The following is a 17,441-nucleotide window of genomic DNA, read 5'->3' as shown; positions in this document are numbered from 1 at the left end:
TCAAATTTTACTGTTTTTTTCAAAATTTCTCAATTATTTTTAATTTTATGATACTGCAGTCAAAACTCATCGTCAAATTTTTCACGATATTGAATTTTGCCGTTCAATTTTCATGGTTTACGGCACTTTCGGTTCCAAAAGTGCCTGGATGCATCCGAGAAGTTGTTCAGGGAAGATAAAACCTTCCTCGGTAACAGAACCATGCGCTGCCAGACCAATGAGGCGCTGCATGCAAAGATTTTCATCAAGTTTATAGCACTGATCATCCGAAACAGGATGCACTTCCTGCTCAAGGAACAGATGCTGAAGACACATCATAAAGAGAACTACATGACCGTGCCTGCCGCGATCCGCGAACTCGAGAAGATCGAGATCGTGCGACACATCGATCACGAATACTCGATGGATTACGCAGTGACGGCAACGCAGAAGTCGATTCTGAAAGCATTCGACTTAGCCGAGACAAACGTCCGTAAACAGGCTGCCGGCATCAATGAAGATCTTAAGTCCTGCAATACGAAGGAGGCATAGCAATGGCACGCAGAAAACTCAGTACCGATAACTCTCAGGATTAAACCTGGAAGTCATCGAGAGTTAATTTTTCAGGAAGTTCACAATTTAAGGGTGAAATTTATACACATACAAATTCCACCCTGCATTATATGATTTTGCTGTGTTTATTACAATAGCAGCTCCCCGGTATGTACCTTAACCCACTCAACATCTGAGACCTCAAACTGGTCCTCGTTCTTTAATCAATGCAGGCAGTGATCGACTGGAGTGCCCACCGGCAGCAAGTGTACGGTTTAAAATAGAGATTCATGATCTCATACCTGCCTCCCTGCTACTTTCTCCCCGCAAAATACGCCTGCAGGTTCTCCCCTACATGCTCCAGATGCCGCTCCATCTCCCGGCGCGCCAGTGCCCCGTCTCCGGCTTCAATCGCTGCCAGAAGGCTTTCGTGTTCATTTTCCCGGACTTCGTCAGAGCGGACTGCTGCCTGGTTGAAGCGCGCATAAGCGTCCTGGTCGGTCAGGATGAGTTTTAACATCCGCAGGATGGACGGACTGCCTGAGAGATGCGCGATCTTCAGATGGAACGCCAGATCTTCCTCGCTCCCCGCCCTTCCATGGCGGATTGCATAGAGATAGTCTGCCTGCAGATCTTTTAATTTCTGCAATTCCTTCGGATCAATCCGCTCTGCACACACCTCCGCCGCATATCCCTCCAGGAGTTTCCGCACTAAAAGAATATCCTCCAGCCCGCTTTTTGTCTCCATCGACGCCGCCTCGATAAGCTCATTCGCCGCCTTCATCTTCTCCCGGCGTGACCGTTCTTCTTCCAGAAAGCGTTCGCCCTGCGGTGTCAGGATCCGCCCCTTGTTCTGCACCTTGACAAGCAGCCCTGCTTTCTCCAGCTCCAGAAGCTCCCGCCCGATGCTGGCGGACGGAAGATGCAGGATCTGCGCCAGCTGGAGTGCTCCCGCCGGGGTGTTTAAGTCCTGCATGGCTGTCAGTATTTCAAAGCTGCTGTTTCGTTTTTTCCCTGCCATTTTTCCACCTCAATACTCTGTACTATTTCTATGATTGTATCATCATTTCCGATTCGTGTAAATCATCCCTTACTGTATCGTACGGAATTTTCAGTTCAGAAAATTTCTACCTGTGAACCGTTACAAGCAGGCTGCAGTTTGACAGCGAAAATGCCATAAAATAACAAAAAAAGCGAACCGCAGGGTACATTTTCTCACTCTGCGGTCCGCTTCGAATCTAAAATCATTTCAGATTTTGATCCATCTGTTTTTATTTATTACTTTTTATCTACATTGATGAACAGATAAGGAAGTCCTACGGAGTAGTACTGGATACCGCTTACATCCGGATTGGTCATAACGGCTACAGACTGTCCGTAAATCGGGAACAGAACACACTGATCTGCCAGCGTCTTCTCACAGCCAACTAAAGCTTCCCAACGAGCATCCTGGTCGAGTGCCAGATCGCCCTTCTTTGCGGACTGGATGGTTGCATCGTAGTCTGCATCGGAGAACTGGGAGTAGTTGGTGGAGCTGCCGGTTATCCACATATCCAGATCAGTCATCGGATCTGCGTAGTCCGGACCCCAGCGGGTAAGACCGATATCATATTCACCTTTCTGCATGTATTCCAGACGGGCTTTCTTCGGAAGTACCTGAAGTTCGATGGTCAGACCCGGCAGGTTGTTCTGCCACTCGCTCTGTAAGAACTGTGCAACAGCCTGTGCAGAATCAGTATCTTCGCACATTAAAGTGAAGGATAAGGAATCTTTGCCAAGCTCGCCAAGACCTGTCTTCCACAGCTCTTTTGCTGCCTCTACATCGTAGGTCCAGCTGTCGTATGCGCTGCCTGCTGCCTCACGGAAATCTTCGCCCTTTTCATTGGTTGCAAGGCCCTGCGGTACGAAGTAATCCATCGGTGTGGAACCATCTTTCAGAACACGGGTTGTGATCGCTTCTTTGTCATACGATTTTGCCAGTGCCTTACGGATATTTACATTGTCAAGCCCCTCTTTCTTCATGTTCGGGGTCAGATACCAGTTGTAACCGTCACTTCTGGTTGAGAATCTCGGATCATCCTCATACTGCTCTACCAGGTTACCGCTTAAGGTTACAACGTCCAGATCGCCATTCTCAAAAGAAAGGGCTGCTGTCTGGCTGTCGGTAATGATCGAGAACTCAACACCGTCTAGTTTGACATCGGATGCACCGAAGAACTGATCATTCTTTACTAATTCTACCTTCATGGCAGACGGCTCATAGGAAGATACCTTGAACGGACCATCTGCTAACAGGGTATCTGCGGAAGTTGCAAAGTTGCCGCCGCAGCTCTCTACAAATTTCTGATTTAAAGGCAGGAAGCATGCGCCGGATGCCATCAGGTAATCAAAGATAGCACACGGGGAGCTTAAAGTTACGACTAATGTCTTATCGTCCGCTGCCTCTACACCCAGTTCCTCAACCGGTTTTTCACCTGTTGTTACCTCTTCTGCATTTGCGATGCAGGCAGTTGTGATAAAGAACTGGTAATCACTTGCAGTTGCCGGATCGGCTACTCGTCTCCATGCGTAAACGAAATCGTTTGCCGTTACCGGATCGCCGTTGGACCATTTTGCGTCGTCACGGATCTTGAAGGTCAGGGTCAAACCATCCTCGGACTTCTCCTCACTCTCCGCCACGCCATAAACCGGAGCACCTGACTCATCCTTGGTCATCAGACCCATCATAAACTGGGAGATAACACCACTGGATGTGTAGTCGTTGGAAAGTGCCGGATCCAGGGAGTCTACCAGAGTGCTTGCCTGATAGCGAAGCACCTTGCCGCCCTCAGCCGAGCTGCCGCCCTCTGCGCTTCCAGATTCAGCCGCTGCTGTCTCTGTTGTCTGGGTCGATCCGCCGCAGCCTGCTAAAAGTCCAGCAAACATAGCAGAAGCCAGCGTCCACGCCATTACTTTTTTTAGCTTCATAATACTTCCTCCTTTTTTGTTTTTTTAATAAAACCAAACCATTCCCGTTTCATGCTGCATTTCCTGGTCCCGGCTGTCTATCCTCAGTTGTCTGCTGGTTCGGCTCATCTATAAAATCACCCGCTAAACAGGTCATTTTATCACATTTATTATGGTTGATTTTGTGCCGGAATGCATCGGCTTTCTTTTAAATCTACACCCATTTTTCCAAATCTGCATCGGTTCCGCGCACAAAATGTGTGCCCTCAATCTGATGCATCGTACCTGCGCCGTAATCCAGGCCGCTCGTCTTATAATCATAGTGCAGTGCAATCCGGCTGCGCTCTACCACCGGGTTCGGGTTCGGGATCGCCGAAATCAGGCTTCGGGTGTACGGATGTACCGGATGGGAGAAGATCTCCTCCGTCGTGCCCGTCTCCAGAAGGTAGCCCAGATGAAGAACGCCGATGCGGTCGGAAATATATTTAACCATCGAGAGGTCGTGGGCGATGAAGAGGTATGCAAGCCCCGTCTCGTCCTGGATGTCCTTCATCAAGTTGACAACCTGCGCCTGAATGGACATATCGAGCGCCGAGATACACTCATCGGCAATGATCAGCTTCGGGTTCATGACAAGCGCCCGGGCGATGCCGACACGCTGCCGCTGACCACCGGAAAACTGATGCGGGTACCGGTTTGCATGTTCCGGCGCCAGACCTACCTTGTGGAGGATGTCTGCCACCATCTCGGTCCGCTCTTTCTGGGAATGGTACCGGTGATGGATATCCAGCCCCTGTGCAATGATATCCGCTACTTTCTGGCGCGGATTTAAACATGCCATCGGATCCTGGAAAATCATCTGCATATCACTTCTGAGTCTCGCCTCTGTCTGGCGGCTCATTTTTCCGGAAATATCCATCCCGTCAAAGGTAATTTGTCCTGCGGTCGGATCGTAGAGGCGGATCAGCGCCCGCCCGATCGTCGTCTTTCCCGATCCAGATTCCCCCACAAGACCATAGGTCTCGCCCGGATTGATATAAAAACTGACATCCTCAACCGCTTTTACGGTAAATTTCCGGCTGACCGGAAAGTATTGCTTGAGTCCTTTTACTTCCAGAAGGGGCTTTTTGTTTGTCTCTGTCACTGTACTCATGCGATTCCCCCCTCTTTCTTCATTCTCTCAATTCGATCCCGAAGCTCCGGCGGCATATCGACCTTCGGCGCCTTCGGATGCAGCAGCCATGTCGCGGCGCTGTGTGTCTCCGATATCTTGAACATCGGCGGCTCCAGACGACTGTCAATGTTTAACGCATATTTATTCCGCGGTGCAAACGCATCGCCCGTTACCTTGTGAAGCAGGTTTGGCGGGCTGCCCGGGATTGTGTAAAGACGTTCGTCGTCCGTTCCCAGATCTGGCATCGCGGAGAGAAGTCCCCATGTGTACGGGTGGCGCGGATCGTAGAATACATCCTCGACCGTGCCGCTCTCGACGATCTTGCCTGCATACATGACGTTGACATAATCGGCAACCTTCGCAACGACGCCCAGATCGTGCGTGATATAGATAACCGACAGCTGCCGTTTTTTCTGAATCTCCTGAATCAGTTCCAGAATCTTCGACTGAATCGTAACGTCCAGCGCCGTCGTCGGCTCGTCGCAGATTAAAAGCTCCGGATCGCACGCCAGTGCGATCGCAATGACAATTCTCTGGCGCATACCACCGGAGAGCTGGTGCGGATAGTTTTTGATTCGCTTCTCCGCGTCGGTGATGCCGACCAGCTTCATCAGCTCCAGCGCCTTCTTATATGCCTCTTCCTTCGGTGTATGGTAATGCCAGATCATGCCTTCCATGATCTGTTTCCCAACCGGCATCAGCGGGTTTAAGGAGGTCATCGGATCCTGGAAGACCATCGCGATCCGTTTTCCGTTGATATGGCGGCGGATTTCCTCTTTTTTCATCTGCAGAATTTCTCTGGTGACCCGTTCCTCCGGGTTACGGTAATATGAAAATGTGATCTGTCCGCGGTCGATTGTTCCGTTCTTTGCCAGGATTCCCATGATCGCCTTCGCAGAAACCGATTTACCGGAACCGGATTCCCCAACGATTGCAACCGTCTCGCCCCGGTTTACCGTCAGGTTGACGCCCCGGACGGCATTGACCACTCCGGCTGTCGTCTCGAAGGAAATGTCCAGATTCCGCACTCGTAAAATTTCTTCTTTTTTCTCCATGCCATTTCCTCCTACATATCCTTCATCTTCGGATCCAATGCATCACGCAGACCATCCGCCAGCATGTTAAAGCACAGCATCAGAAGTCCCATGACAATTAACGGGAACACGATCATGTACGGATGGCTTGTAAAGTTCTGATATCCACTCGAAATCAGGGAACCCAGCGAAGCCATCGGCTCCGGCACACCCAGGCCAATAAAGGCTAAGAATGCCTCGGTAAAGATCGCATGCGGGATCGAGAACATCGTCTGTGTAATCAGAGGACCAAAAATATTTGGTAAAATCTCTTTGAAAATAATGCGGAAACTCTTTGCTCCCAGCGTCCGGGAAGCAAGCACATATTCCTGCTCTTTCAGCTTTAAGACCTCCGCGCGGGCGATTCGGCTCATGCCCAGCCACCCGGAAAACATCAGGGCGAACGTGATGGACATAAGCCCCGGTTTCATGACTAACAAAAGCAGGGTAACCGTGATCAGGTACGGAATACTGTTTAGTATCTCGACGATACGCTGCATGATCATATCGACTTTTCCACCAAAATATCCGGATACAAGTCCATACGTCAGACCAAACGCAAGGTCGATGAATACCGCCAGCACCGCTACATACAGGCTGATCCGCGTTCCGCTCCAGGTTCTGGTCCAGAGGTCGCGTCCCAGCGAATCGGAACCAAACCAGTAGTAGGTATCGGTCAGATCGTTGCTCTCATAATAGTTGATTTCTTTACTTCCGGTGGATGTACGGATCGTCTCAGAACCATCTAAGATACCCATATTTTCCAGTCCCGGCACTCTCGGCGCCATGTTCTGGTTGGTAATAATCTGCTGATCGTAGGTAAACTGGTTCATGTGAGGTCCGACAAGCGCCATCACAATCAGAAACAGAATACAGACAAAGCTGAACATTGCGCCCTTATTTTTCTTAAACCGTGCAATTGCCTCTTTCCAGTAGCTCTGGCTTGCAAAGTTTGTATCGACATGTTCAAAGCCGTCTTTGTGCTGGAATTCAAAATCATCGTCCAGAAATTCGATCTGGCTTAAATATTCTTCGGGTGATAACACATGCTCCCGAACGGAAGCCACATCCCCGCCTGTCATTTTCTCATCTGTCTTTTCGTCACTCCGTTTTTTCATGCCATCACCTCTCAATCCGATTTCTTCGCCAGACGGATTCTCGGGTCGATAATTCCGTACAGGACGTCAACCACCAGCATCAGGACAATGTACATGACACTGTAGATAAATGCCAGCGAAATCGTCACGTTGTAATCGTTGGACTGAATCGCTGCAATCATTAAGCTTCCGATGCCCGGAATCGAGAAGATCTTCTCGATAACCAGGGAACCAATCATCAGATCGACAACCAGCGGCGCCAGTACCGTAATGATCGGGATCAGCGCGTTTCGAAGTGCATGGCGCACCAGAAGCGGGCGTCCCGTGATTCCCTTGCTCTCCGCAAGCAGCATGTAGTCGCTGTCCAGCACCTCCAGAAGGGAGGTTCTCGTAAATCGAGCCACCGTCGCTACCGTAAACATCGACAGCGCCAGCATCGGCATGATCGACGATGCGAAGAACCTCTTGCCGTCAAACAGAAGCGGCAGCCACTGTGCCTTGTAGCCGATGAAATATGCCATAACCAATGCAAAAACATAGGACGGAAGGCTGACGCCCAGAACTGAAATCACAGTACAGATGGTATCAAGCCAGCTATTTTTCTTGAGCGCTGCCAGAATACCTAAAATCAGTCCGACTACCGCACCGAAGGAAACTGCCTCCAGTCCGATTCCAAAGCTGACCGGCACACGGTTCTTTAACAGAACCGAAATGGAGGTATCCTTGGAAATAACATACGATACACCAAAATCGCCCTGCAGCAGGTTCTTCACATACGTGAAAAACTGTACGATCAACGGTTTGTCCAGTCCATATTTCTTCGACATCATCGCAATCTGATCCGCGGTCAGCTTTTCATCGTTGAACGGAGATCCCGGCATCAGCTGCAGCAGCATAAAAAGTACCAGGATGATGATCAGAAGCGTGACAAGAGAAATCATGATACGTTTTCCGATATATTTCTTCATGTCCGTACTCCCTTCTTTCTTAATATAATACGTCTCTCTCCTTCTCTTATAGCCCGGATATTTTTTCAACTCCGAAGTATAAAATAAGACAAACGGTTTTATCTCTCTATTCCTGCATCCACACGCGCATATGCGTCATGCCGCGGTTGCACCATGCATAGTACGGAATTGCCTGCAGGGTTACCACCTCTTCCGGTGCCGCATCTTCTGCATAAAGCGCCGGATTAACCGCCGTTTTCTTCCGGCAGCCCGTCACGCGCAGCGCCACGATACCTTCCAGCAGATCCGCCTGATACGGAAGCACTTCAATCTTCGCCTCCCGCGGAATCCGCAGTGTCTGAAGATCCTCTCCGTTGTCCACGCCCTCAAAGGTGTAGATGATTGGTCCGCGTCTGAGTGCCACGCATCCGGCATCCGCCCGCACCATCGGGTGTGCATAGACCCGCTCCGGCTCCATCTCCATCTCGCAGGAAACAGTATCACCAGGCTGCCAGCTTCTCTGGATCATCCAGTAGCCCTTGTCTGTCTTGACTGCCCCGGAAACCGGTATGCCATTGACCTTCACCTGCATCTGATGGCACCAGCCCGGATAACGGACTGCCAAAGTAAATTCTGCTCCCGCCTGCTCCGGTTCTACCGTGTAGGTAACGGAGCCGTTCCACGGATATTTCGATGTAAGCGCTATCTTCACGCCGCCCGCTGTTTCAAAGGTAGCCGTTCCCCCGACAAACAGGTGGGAATAGATCGTATTTTCACTTGAAGACCATACATAGGAACCAAGTGAGGTCATCAGACGCGCCAGGTTCGGAGGACAGCATGCACAGTCATACCAGCCGATCCGCTCCGGCGTGTACTCTTCCTCGCCGTATGCGTTGGTCGGCATGCCCGGATTGGCTTCAAGCTGATTGATATAAAAGAATTTCGTTCCGTCTAACTGCATGCCGCTGATGGTTCCGTTGTAAATCTCCCGCTCCAGAATATCTGCATACCGCGCGTCCGGATCCGCCTCCAGCATCTGTTTCGCGAAGAAGCAGACCCCCACCGCCGCACACGTTTCCGCGTAAGCGGTATCATTCGGCAAATCATAATCCACGGTAAATGCCTCGCCGTAATAGGTGGAACCGATTCCACCCGTTATGTACATCCGCCGGTCTACCATGTTGTCCCACATCTTCCGGCAGGCTGCCATCAGCGCCTCATCATGATTCTGCGCTGCCAGGTTTGCCGCCGCCGTCAGAAGATACATACAACGGACCGCGTGTCCTTCCACCGTATCCTGCTCACGCACCGGCTTGTGGTTCTGCATGTAGGACGGCGGCTGCTTGTCCATGTAATCGGTGCGGCTCCAGCTTCTAGCCGCCGCTTCTTTATGGAAGAACTCCGGATCCCGTCCGCGCTCATCGATAAAATATGCCGCCAGCTTCCGGTATCTCTCTTCCCCGGTTGCCTGATAAAGCCGCATCAGCGCCAGCTCGATCTCCTCATGTCCCGGAATGCCGGTTACTTTGCCTGCTTCCCGTCCGAACCGCCGATCGATATGATCGCACAGCTTGCAGCAGATATCTAAAAGCTTCGTCTTTCCCGTCGCCTGATAGTACGCGACGCCTGCCTCCGTCATATGTCCGGCACAGTACATCTCATGGCAGTCCGTCAGGTTCTGCCACTTATGTTCCGGCTCCGCCGCAATGAAATAGGTATCCAGGTAGCCGTCCGGCTGCTGCGCCCGCCCGATCAGGTCGATGATCGCATCGGCACGCGCCTCCAGCTCTGGATTTGCCTCGACGGTCAGTGAGTACGCCACCGCCTCCAGCCATTTCGCCAGGTCGCTGTCCTGAAATACACGCCCGTAATACGTTCCTTTCTCATCTCCCGCTGCAATGCGGAAGTTTTTAATCACATGGCTCTTTCGGATTCCGGACACCTCATCGTGAAGCACCCGTTCCTGATACGGAAGCATCGTGTGAATTACCACATTCTGTACCCGCGAAAAGAACGGGTCGTCTATCTTTACCTGTTTCAAATCAATGAAACTTGTCTCCTTTTTTATCATTCACAGAAAACCTCCTGATTTATTATTCACTTATCCGTAAGCGCCTATTAATAATCTGAAAAAGACTTCTTTTTTTGTATGTTTTCTTATAAGTATACCATTCAAATAGTGGAAAAGCGATCTAACACATTTTGCATATTATAGAAAAGAATACGCGTATTTTTATAGAACAAAATCAGCCTGATTTCATTCCTTCTTTTTCTCTGATTTTTCTTTATTTTTCATTCATCCCCTCTTATTTTCCCAAGTATAGTGTTTTTTTCTGCAAATATAAGGGATTTTCCAAACAGATTCTTGCTGTTTTTCTTTCTATTTGATATAATAAAATTGATATTTTAAATTTGTTTAACAACCTGACAAAGTTGTCCTGTTTTTCGTTTGCCTCTCTGCAGTTCAGACAGGATTCCTGTTACGTGGCTGTTTTTATTTAAACGGGAGTACATACATCATGAATTTTATTAATTTAAACTGTCCGCCCCTTCCTTATTTTATCGTTGGAGGCGGATGTGTTTACCGCCCCGGCGATATCCATGAGCGCCGGACGATCCGAAATGTCTTTGATCTTATCTATGTTCACAGCGGAACTTTGTATCTCGAACAGGATCCGTTCCGCATTGAACTGAATGCCGGGCAGTTTTTTATCATTACCCCCGATACCCCGCACCGCGGCAGCCGCGTCTGCCAGGAAAAGACCACGACGAGCTGGGTGCATTTCTATACCAACGGCAAATACAGCCTGTCCGATGAATTTTACCCGGACAACGTAACCCGGCGCGCCGCGCCGAAATTTTACTATTCGCCGCAGAATTTCATTCTCTCTCTGCCGCGCACCGGCACCGTGCCGGAAGCCAACCGGGAGAAGCTGGAAAAGTATCTGCAGCGGATGAACCTGGTTTCTTTCAGCAAATACACACAGAAAAAGAGCTTTCCGTCCTCCGTGCGGACGCCGTTTGAGCTCCAGAATGATTTCATTGAATTTCTCCAGGTTCTCTATGCGCCGTACTGCTACAGCCGCGAGAAGGAAAGCATCGCCCGGACGCTGCGCGACTATCTGGATGCCCACTACACGGAGGAGATCTCCTTAAACGATCTGGCGCGCCAGTATTCCTACAGCCCGTCCCACTTAATCCGCAGTTTCCACCAGGCATACGGCGCCAGCCCGATGCAGTACCTGAAAAAACTACGCATCGAACACGCCTCCCAGCTTCTCCTACACTCCGACGCCACGATCCAGTCGGTCGGTGAGATGGTAGGACTGCGGATCCCATCCTATTTTATCCGCGTATTTAAGCAGGAGATCGGCATCACCCCGGCGCAGTACCGGATGTTTTACGCAGAAGAGAATGGGGGGAGTGAGGCGCCTTAGAGGCGATTCACAGCTGATGTTTTTTACTATCTATTTGTTTTCGTAAGAACTGCCATGAGCGTGGCAGTTCTTTTTTATACACAAACCAGTGAACAGTTTTTTAATGTATCTATCAGTTTCTTTACATCAGCTATTGTTTAAGCCAGTTATCCGCACATTGAAAATCCTTTATATTTAATGTGACACTGTGTGTATACAAAGGAGGAAATTCCGAATTGAAAACTGTCACGATTAAACTTCGCATTCATAAACTTTTGGCTGAAAAGCGTCTGACGAAATACCGTTTTATCGCCATGACCGGGCTTGGCTACAAAAATGCCAGCCGAATTCTGGACAATGAAACTGAATCCATCCGCTTCAGCACCATCGCCCGCATCTGCTCCGCACTGGACTGTACGCCCGGCGATCTATTTGAAGTTCATGAGGAAGAAGATCCTTACGATGGAATGTATTAAACATTCGGAAACAAGTGATTTCATGTGCGGATCGCACGCAAAAAAAAGAGCTGTCAACCGACGGTTTGCACCGGCTTTTGTGACAGCTCTTTTTGGTGATCCTATTTTTAAAAACAGAAGCGGTACCGCCTCTGAAAAGACAGTACCGCTTAACCTATCCGAATATTATATATAAGGTGTCCACCAGCAAGATACCTTACCAGTCATCCCGTCCATACTCTTCCCGCTCATCCAGGGCATCATCTACACCATCGGCATATTCTGAATCCCGGCGGTAGCGATCCCAGTCATAATCATCACCTTCCATAACATCATCATATCCTGCATCATAAGCCGCATAGGGATTCTGGAGATTCTTTTGCACCGGTGGTATTCCCCTCTGCACAGGTGTGTTTTTACGGCTCCGTTGTTTCAGTTCCCACAAGGGATCCTCTTCTATCCGCTTAAGATATTCCTCGTAGCTTCTTGATTCCTCTTCTTCTTTTTTCTTCTGTAATTCTATCAGCTCAGCCCGTTCTCTTTTTTTACGTTCCTCTTCTTCCCGTTTACTTTCTTCTATCTTCTCTGCCCTGTGCTGTTCACAGTATATGCCATCAAAGGCCAGATTGTAACATCCTTCTTCCCAGCACTTATACGGATATAGCAGAACCACGAGAAGTCCACAGCCCATCGCACAGATAAGCAGCGTACAGAGAGTCTGGCGATGCTTTCCAAACCAGTTTTTCATTCCTGCTGCCAGACGGTTTTCTTTTTTCTCTGTTTCCTTCTCAGATTCAGGACTCTCTTCTTTCTTTTTCTTCCGGGACTCCATCCACCAGGTCAGTTCGGCATCCAGCAAAAACAACGGTATCAGACATGTAAAGGTGCCAACAAACAGCATCAAAGCATTGCCCGAATCTCCATGCACGCTTCTCGCATACTGGTAATGGCACTCTTCGTCATACCAACTATACAGACTCCAGGCATATGCCCCCAGAATGCCGATCAGAACTATCCATTTTATCTGCTTTTCTTTCCGCAGGATTCTCATGACGAGAAGTGCTCCTGCCATCGCAAACAGGAAACCTATCTTTAGATACACCGGTGCCGCCACCAGAGAAATCCAGGCTGTATATACCGGATAAAAGACACCAATAACCACTATCACAATCATCAGAATTCCAGACTCCATAGCTATACCCCCTATTAAGTCCATCTTACCACAAATGCGGATGCTTAGGTGGGTTATTTATGCCCCTTGAAGAAAATATCCACTTATGATAGCCTGCCCCGGATTACAAAGGCACGTATATGCTTGCTGTATCTCCCTTGTAATGCAAAAAGCTGCCGCAGATCAGAAAGTTTTTTTCCGATCTGCAGCAGCTTTTTATCTCATTCTTATTATTTTCTTCCTATTCTCTTAAGCTCCAGAATCCTCTGGTTCCGGCTTCCGCGAAACTGCAGGGTCAGATCCTTCTCCGCTTCCACGAACTCTCCGTCCACCAGCACATCCACATAGGACAGCATCTCGTCTGTCACCTCTGTATGGACCACGCCGCCGGCTGCCAGATCCCGATCCCACAGATAGCCGCTGTAGCACCAGATATCCTTCTCCGGATACGTCTCGCGCACCTTCCGGAGTAAATGTACCAGTTCCATCTGGTTTTCTGGCTCAAACGGTTCTCCGCCGAGCAGCGTAAAGCCCTGTATATATCCCGGCTCCAATGCCGCTAAAATCTCTTTCTCCGTCTCTTCTGTATATAACCGTCCATATCGGAAATCCCACGTCTCCGCATTGAAACAGCCCTTGCAGTGATGGCGGCAGCCCGACACAAACAAGCTGACGCGCACGCCAGGACCGTTGGCAATATCATACTTTTTGATGGTTCCGTAATACATATCTTCCTCCCCTAGACCAATGTACTCTCGGAGGCTTTCACCACATCCTACAGATGCAGCACCCGATCCCGGATCTCCTGGGTACGTCCCTGGTTCCAGAACTGGGTTCCGATGTAGCCGCAGGTACGACGTGCGACAAAGAGCTTGTTCTGGTCGCGGTTGCCGCAGTTCGGGCACTCCCACACCAGCTTGCCAGCCTCATCCTCAACAATCTTGATCTCGCCGTCATAGCCACACTTCTCACAGAAATCACTCTTGGTGTTCAGCTCCGCGTACATAATGTTATTGTAGATAAACTGCATTACAGAGAGAACTGCCGGAATATTAGTCTGCATATTCGGCACCTCGATGTAGCTGATCGCACCGCCCGGGGAGAGCTTCTGGAACTCTGCCTCAAATTTCAGCTTACTGAACGCATCAATCTTCTCGGATACGTGTACATGGTAGCTGTTCGTGATATAGTTCTTATCCGTAACGCCCGGAATGATACCGAAGCGCTTCTGCAGGCATTTTGCAAATTTATAAGTCGTAGACTCCATCGGCGTGCCGTATACAGAATAGCTGATGTTCTCCGCCTCTCTCCACTCTTTGCATTTATCATTCAGACGCTGCATAACTTTCAGTGCAAATGGCTTCGCCTCCGGATCGGTGTGGGATTTTCCTAACATCCGCATACACATCTCATACAGACCTGCATATCCCAGAGAAATCGTAGAATAGCCGTTGTACAGGAGTTTGTCGATCGTCTCACCCTTTTTCAGGCGGGCAAGCGCACCATTCTGCCACAGAATCGGCGCCACATCGGAGATCGTGCCGAGCAGCCTCTCATGACGGCAGCGGAGCGCACGATGGCACAGTTCCAGTCTCTCATCAAGAATCTGCCAGAAACGGTCCATATCTCCCTCCGAAGAACAAGCCACATCGACCAGGTTAATCGTGACAACACCCTGGTTGAAACGTCCATAGAATTTATGCCTGCCGTTCGGCAGCATCTGGGAATCCTCTACCGTCAGGAAAGAACGGCAGCCCATGCACGGGTAAACCTCGCCCTTCTTTAATTCTTTCATAATCTTAGCGGAAATGTAGTCCGGAACCATCCGTTTCGCGGTACATTTCGCTGCCAGCTCAGTCAGGTGCCAATATTTCGAACCTTCCGTAATATTGTCCTCATCCAGCACATAGATAAGCTTCGGGAACGCCGGTGTGATCCAGACACCCTTTTCATTCTTGACGCCCTGCATTCTCTGCAGCATCACTTCCTCGATGATCATCGCAAGGTCATCTCTGGTCCGTCCCTCCGGAACTTCGTCCAGATACATAAATACCGTGACAAACGGAGCCTGTCCGTTACAGGTCATCAGGGTGATAAGCTGGTACTGGATCGTCTGGATGCCGCTCTTAACCTCCTCGCGCAGACGTCGTTCGGTCACGCGGTTGATGATATCCTCATCCAGTGCCTCGCCGCACTCGGTGCGCTCTGCAATCACGTTCTTGCGCAGCTTCTGACGGCTGATGTCCACAAACGGTGCCAGATGCGCCAGAGTAAAGGACTGTCCGCCATACTGGTTGCTGGCTACCTGCGCCACGATCTGGGTGGTCACGTTGCAGGCCGTAAAGAAACTGTGCGGCTTCTCGATCATCGTCTCACTGATCACAGTGCCATTCTGCAGCATATCCTCCAGATTGATCAGGTCGCAGTTGTGCTCCTTCTGTGCAAAATAGTCGGTATCATGGAAATGGATGATGCCTTCCTCATGCGCACGGACAATCTCCTCCGGCAGCAGCACACGCTTGGATAAGTCCTTGCTGACCTCGCCCGCCATGTAGTCACGCTGGGTCGAGTTGATGACCGGGTTCTTGTTGGAGTTTTCCTGATTCACTTCTTCATTAATATGGTCCAAAAGTGCCAGGATGCCGTTATCGGTCGTGTTGGACTTGCGTTTTAACTCCCTGCGGTAGCGGTAGCGCACATATTTCTGTGCAACCTCATAACCACGCATCTCCATAATGCTGGTCTCTACCATATCCTGGATGTCTTCCACATTCACCGCGTGCGGCGTCTCCTGTACCTGCTCGGCGATCGTATCTGCAATCGCTTCAATCTGGTACGGGTTCATCTGGTGAATACGCTCCACATTGCCGTTCGCTTTCGTGATCGCATTTACGATCTTCGCCCGGTCAAAATGTACTTCTTCTCCATTTCGTTTGATTACATTGGTTGTTACTGTGTCTTCCATCCCTGTTCCCTCTCCTTACCCTTAAGCCCGTTTTATGACTTGTCTTCTATAATCTATAAATTGACTCGCCGGTTCCTGTTTCTGTGATTTCTCTTTCTACTTTTATGGCATATATCGAACATCCATCTGTATCCATTTCCCGTCCCCCAGCTTACCCTCATTTCCTCATTCATGAGAGAAGCGCCTTCTTCTGACAGGCTATTTTTCATGTCCGGATGCCTTCACTGACAGGATTCTTTTCCGTTCCGACTTGTCTTACGATTGGCTTTATTTTTGATTTGTATTTAGGTAATTTTTAGAATTACACACAAAATATTGAACTCATTTTCTTTCATAACACAATATATAGTGTGTTCGTTGTGACGTATTTAAGCATACACCAATTAGATTAAAAATGGAAGAGGATTCCCCTATATTTTTTCGAATCAGAATTTTGCACAAAAATCATTTTCTCCCTTTACAAACACCCAAATCTGTGATCCCCTTTCCACGACGTTCTTTCCAGACTTATCCACCGTCCCATGTGCAAAACTCACCTCGTCATTTCTCCCATGGCTGCATCCCATATACCCTCTGAGTCTCCTTCGCCCATGCCCTTATCTGTTTTAAAAATACCGAAAATAATGCTTTTTAAAATATTTTTAAAAATATTTAAAAAACTGTTGACATTTTATTCTGGATGGAGTAGAATAATTCATGTCTTACGGATGAGGCATCCGCAAGAAAACAAAATAAGCGCCTTTAGCTCAGTTGGTAGAGCAGTAGACTCTTAATCTATTTGTCCAGGGTTCGAGTCCCTGAAGGCGCACTATCAAGTGCTTGTTTCGCAGACCGAGAGCTGTGGGGCAGGCACTTTGTGTTTATGCAATGAGGCGTGCAAAATAAAAAAGGTATGGCTTCTGAGGCGTTGTGCTCGCACATAAGCATCAGAAGTTATACCTTTTTTGTTTTATAGGGCGAATGCCCTACAGCGAGGAAAAGCGCCAGCTTTTTCGAGCTGCCGCACGCCGGATTTCAAAGATACGACTCTTTTCAAACTGCCCCACGCCGGACTCCAAAGACGCAGCTTTTACAGCGCCCGCCCAATCGCCTTCTCCACTTCCTTCTTTGAACTAGCGCCGACTTCCTTGCTGAACACTTCCCCATTCCGGAAAATAATCATCGTCGGGATCGACATAACCTTATACCGGACTGCAATATCCGGGTTCTCATCGACATTCAGCTTTCCGATCTTCACTCTTCCCTCATACTCGCCCGCCAGCTGCCCGATCACCGGCGCCATCATCTGGCACGGACCGCACCAGTCTGCATAAAAATCAACCAGTACCGGAATCTCCGATTTCAGTACCTCCTCCTCAAAATTCGCGGTCGTAAACTTCATTTCCATCACTCATTTCCTCCTTTCGTTCTATCCATACAGGCAGTCAACAGAAGTGCCCTGTTTCTCTTTACGACGGCTTCTTTTTACCGCCTCCCAGTGCCTTTGCTGCCTCTTCCATCGATTTTTTCCATTTTAACGCCTGTTTATTCAGTTCCACCTTATCGCTGGTCGCCTGAATAAGTTTTCGTGTAAGCTGCTTTTTAATATCCATTCCTGACTTCTGGCAAACGCTCTGCGCGCCTCGTTACCATTCATGTGAGTCCAGGTTTCTCACAAAAAACACCG

General features: G+C 49.2%; 15 protein-coding genes and 1 tRNA gene. 4 read left to right on the top strand and 12 right to left on the bottom strand.

The features are described 5' to 3' along the window. Window positions 1–162: 162 nt before the first annotated feature. Window positions 163–531, top strand: coding sequence for a hypothetical protein (locus DXC57_RS05580; protein ID WP_182457220.1), 369 nt, complete (start codon window positions 163–165; stop codon window positions 529–531). Between the two features lie 313 nt (window positions 532–844). Here the strand turns inward: DXC57_RS05580 and DXC57_RS05575 are convergent, their stop codons facing one another. The 7 genes from DXC57_RS05575 to DXC57_RS05545 all read right to left on the bottom strand — a co-directional run bounded on the left by DXC57_RS05575 (window position 845) and on the right by DXC57_RS05545 (window position 9,839). After that, complete coding sequence (locus DXC57_RS05575) at window positions 845–1,552, bottom strand: FCD domain-containing protein (RefSeq protein ID WP_118468962.1); 708 nt, start codon at window positions 1,550–1,552, stop codon at window positions 845–847. 257 nt (window positions 1,553–1,809) lie between these two features. Next, the gene (locus DXC57_RS05570; RefSeq protein WP_207722859.1) at window positions 1,810–3,498 is read right to left on the bottom strand and encodes a peptide ABC transporter substrate-binding protein; all 1,689 of its coding nucleotides are present in this window, start codon (window positions 3,496–3,498) and stop codon (window positions 1,810–1,812) included. A gap of 193 nt (window positions 3,499–3,691) precedes the next feature. Continuing rightward, entirely contained in the window at window positions 3,692–4,630 is a 939-nt protein-coding gene (locus tag DXC57_RS05565; RefSeq protein WP_022359121.1) for an ATP-binding cassette domain-containing protein, read from the bottom strand. Then, complete coding sequence (locus DXC57_RS05560) at window positions 4,627–5,706, bottom strand: ABC transporter ATP-binding protein (protein WP_022359122.1); 1,080 nt, start codon at window positions 5,704–5,706, stop codon at window positions 4,627–4,629. Before DXC57_RS05560 ends, DXC57_RS05565 begins: the two co-directional genes overlap by 4 nt. Window positions 5,707–5,717: 11 nt before the next feature. Continuing rightward, window positions 5,718–6,842, bottom strand: a complete 1,125-nt coding sequence (gene opp3C, locus DXC57_RS05555; RefSeq protein ID WP_242995811.1) for an oligopeptide ABC transporter permease — start codon at window positions 6,840–6,842, stop codon at window positions 5,718–5,720. Between the two features lie 11 nt (window positions 6,843–6,853). Then, window positions 6,854–7,891: an ABC transporter permease gene (locus tag DXC57_RS05550; protein WP_118651503.1), complete on the bottom strand. Its 1,038-nt coding sequence runs from the start codon at window positions 7,889–7,891 to the stop codon at window positions 6,854–6,856. A 4-nt stretch (window positions 7,892–7,895) separates the two neighbouring features. After that, window positions 7,896–9,839 (bottom strand): beta-L-arabinofuranosidase domain-containing protein, encoded by a 1,944-nt coding sequence (locus tag DXC57_RS05545; protein WP_118651501.1) that lies wholly within the window; start codon window positions 9,837–9,839, stop codon window positions 7,896–7,898. Window positions 9,840–10,287: 448 nt separating this feature from the next. Between DXC57_RS05545 and DXC57_RS05540 the strand changes: the two genes are divergently transcribed. Both DXC57_RS05540 and DXC57_RS05535 read left to right on the top strand, forming a co-directional pair. Further along, window positions 10,288–11,205, top strand: coding sequence for an AraC family transcriptional regulator (locus DXC57_RS05540; protein ID WP_118637604.1), 918 nt, complete (start codon window positions 10,288–10,290; stop codon window positions 11,203–11,205). 215 nt (window positions 11,206–11,420) lie between these two features. Further along, window positions 11,421–11,660 carry a helix-turn-helix transcriptional regulator gene (locus tag DXC57_RS05535; protein ID WP_022359127.1) on the top strand — a complete coding sequence of 80 codons (240 nt, stop codon included), beginning with the start codon at window positions 11,421–11,423 and terminating at the stop codon, window positions 11,658–11,660. Between the two features lie 196 nt (window positions 11,661–11,856). Here DXC57_RS05535 and DXC57_RS05525 read toward each other — a convergent pair whose 3' ends face one another. From DXC57_RS05525 to nrdD, 3 genes are all read right to left on the bottom strand, one after another. After that, window positions 11,857–12,831, bottom strand: coding sequence for a hypothetical protein (locus DXC57_RS05525; RefSeq protein WP_118651497.1), 975 nt, complete (start codon window positions 12,829–12,831; stop codon window positions 11,857–11,859). A gap of 209 nt (window positions 12,832–13,040) precedes the next feature. Continuing rightward, window positions 13,041–13,538 (bottom strand): anaerobic ribonucleoside-triphosphate reductase activating protein, encoded by a 498-nt coding sequence (nrdG, locus tag DXC57_RS05520; RefSeq protein ID WP_118468976.1) that lies wholly within the window; start codon window positions 13,536–13,538, stop codon window positions 13,041–13,043. 47 nt (window positions 13,539–13,585) lie between these two features. Next, window positions 13,586–15,775: an anaerobic ribonucleoside-triphosphate reductase gene (nrdD, locus tag DXC57_RS05515; protein WP_118651495.1), complete on the bottom strand. Its 2,190-nt coding sequence runs from the start codon at window positions 15,773–15,775 to the stop codon at window positions 13,586–13,588. Between the two features lie 735 nt (window positions 15,776–16,510). Here nrdD and DXC57_RS05510 point away from each other — a divergent pair. Further along, window positions 16,511–16,583: transfer RNA gene (locus DXC57_RS05510), tRNA-Lys, on the top strand. Window positions 16,584–16,844: 261 nt separating this feature from the next. On the opposite strand, the gene trxA is transcribed toward DXC57_RS05510, so the two are convergent. After that, entirely contained in the window at window positions 16,845–17,162 is a 318-nt protein-coding gene (gene trxA, locus DXC57_RS05505; protein WP_118468980.1) for a thioredoxin, read from the bottom strand. A gap of 61 nt (window positions 17,163–17,223) precedes the next feature. After that, window positions 17,224–17,367 (bottom strand): hypothetical protein, encoded by a 144-nt coding sequence (locus tag DXC57_RS15440; RefSeq protein ID WP_181357206.1) that lies wholly within the window; start codon window positions 17,365–17,367, stop codon window positions 17,224–17,226. Window positions 17,368–17,441 lie beyond the last annotated feature (74 nt).

The organism is Clostridium sp. TF06-15AC (assembly GCF_003481165.1).
In the GTDB taxonomy this organism is placed as follows: Bacteria; Bacillota; Clostridia; order Lachnospirales; family Lachnospiraceae; genus Otoolea; species Otoolea fessa.
This window is presented reverse-complemented; position numbering and strand designations above follow the sequence as displayed.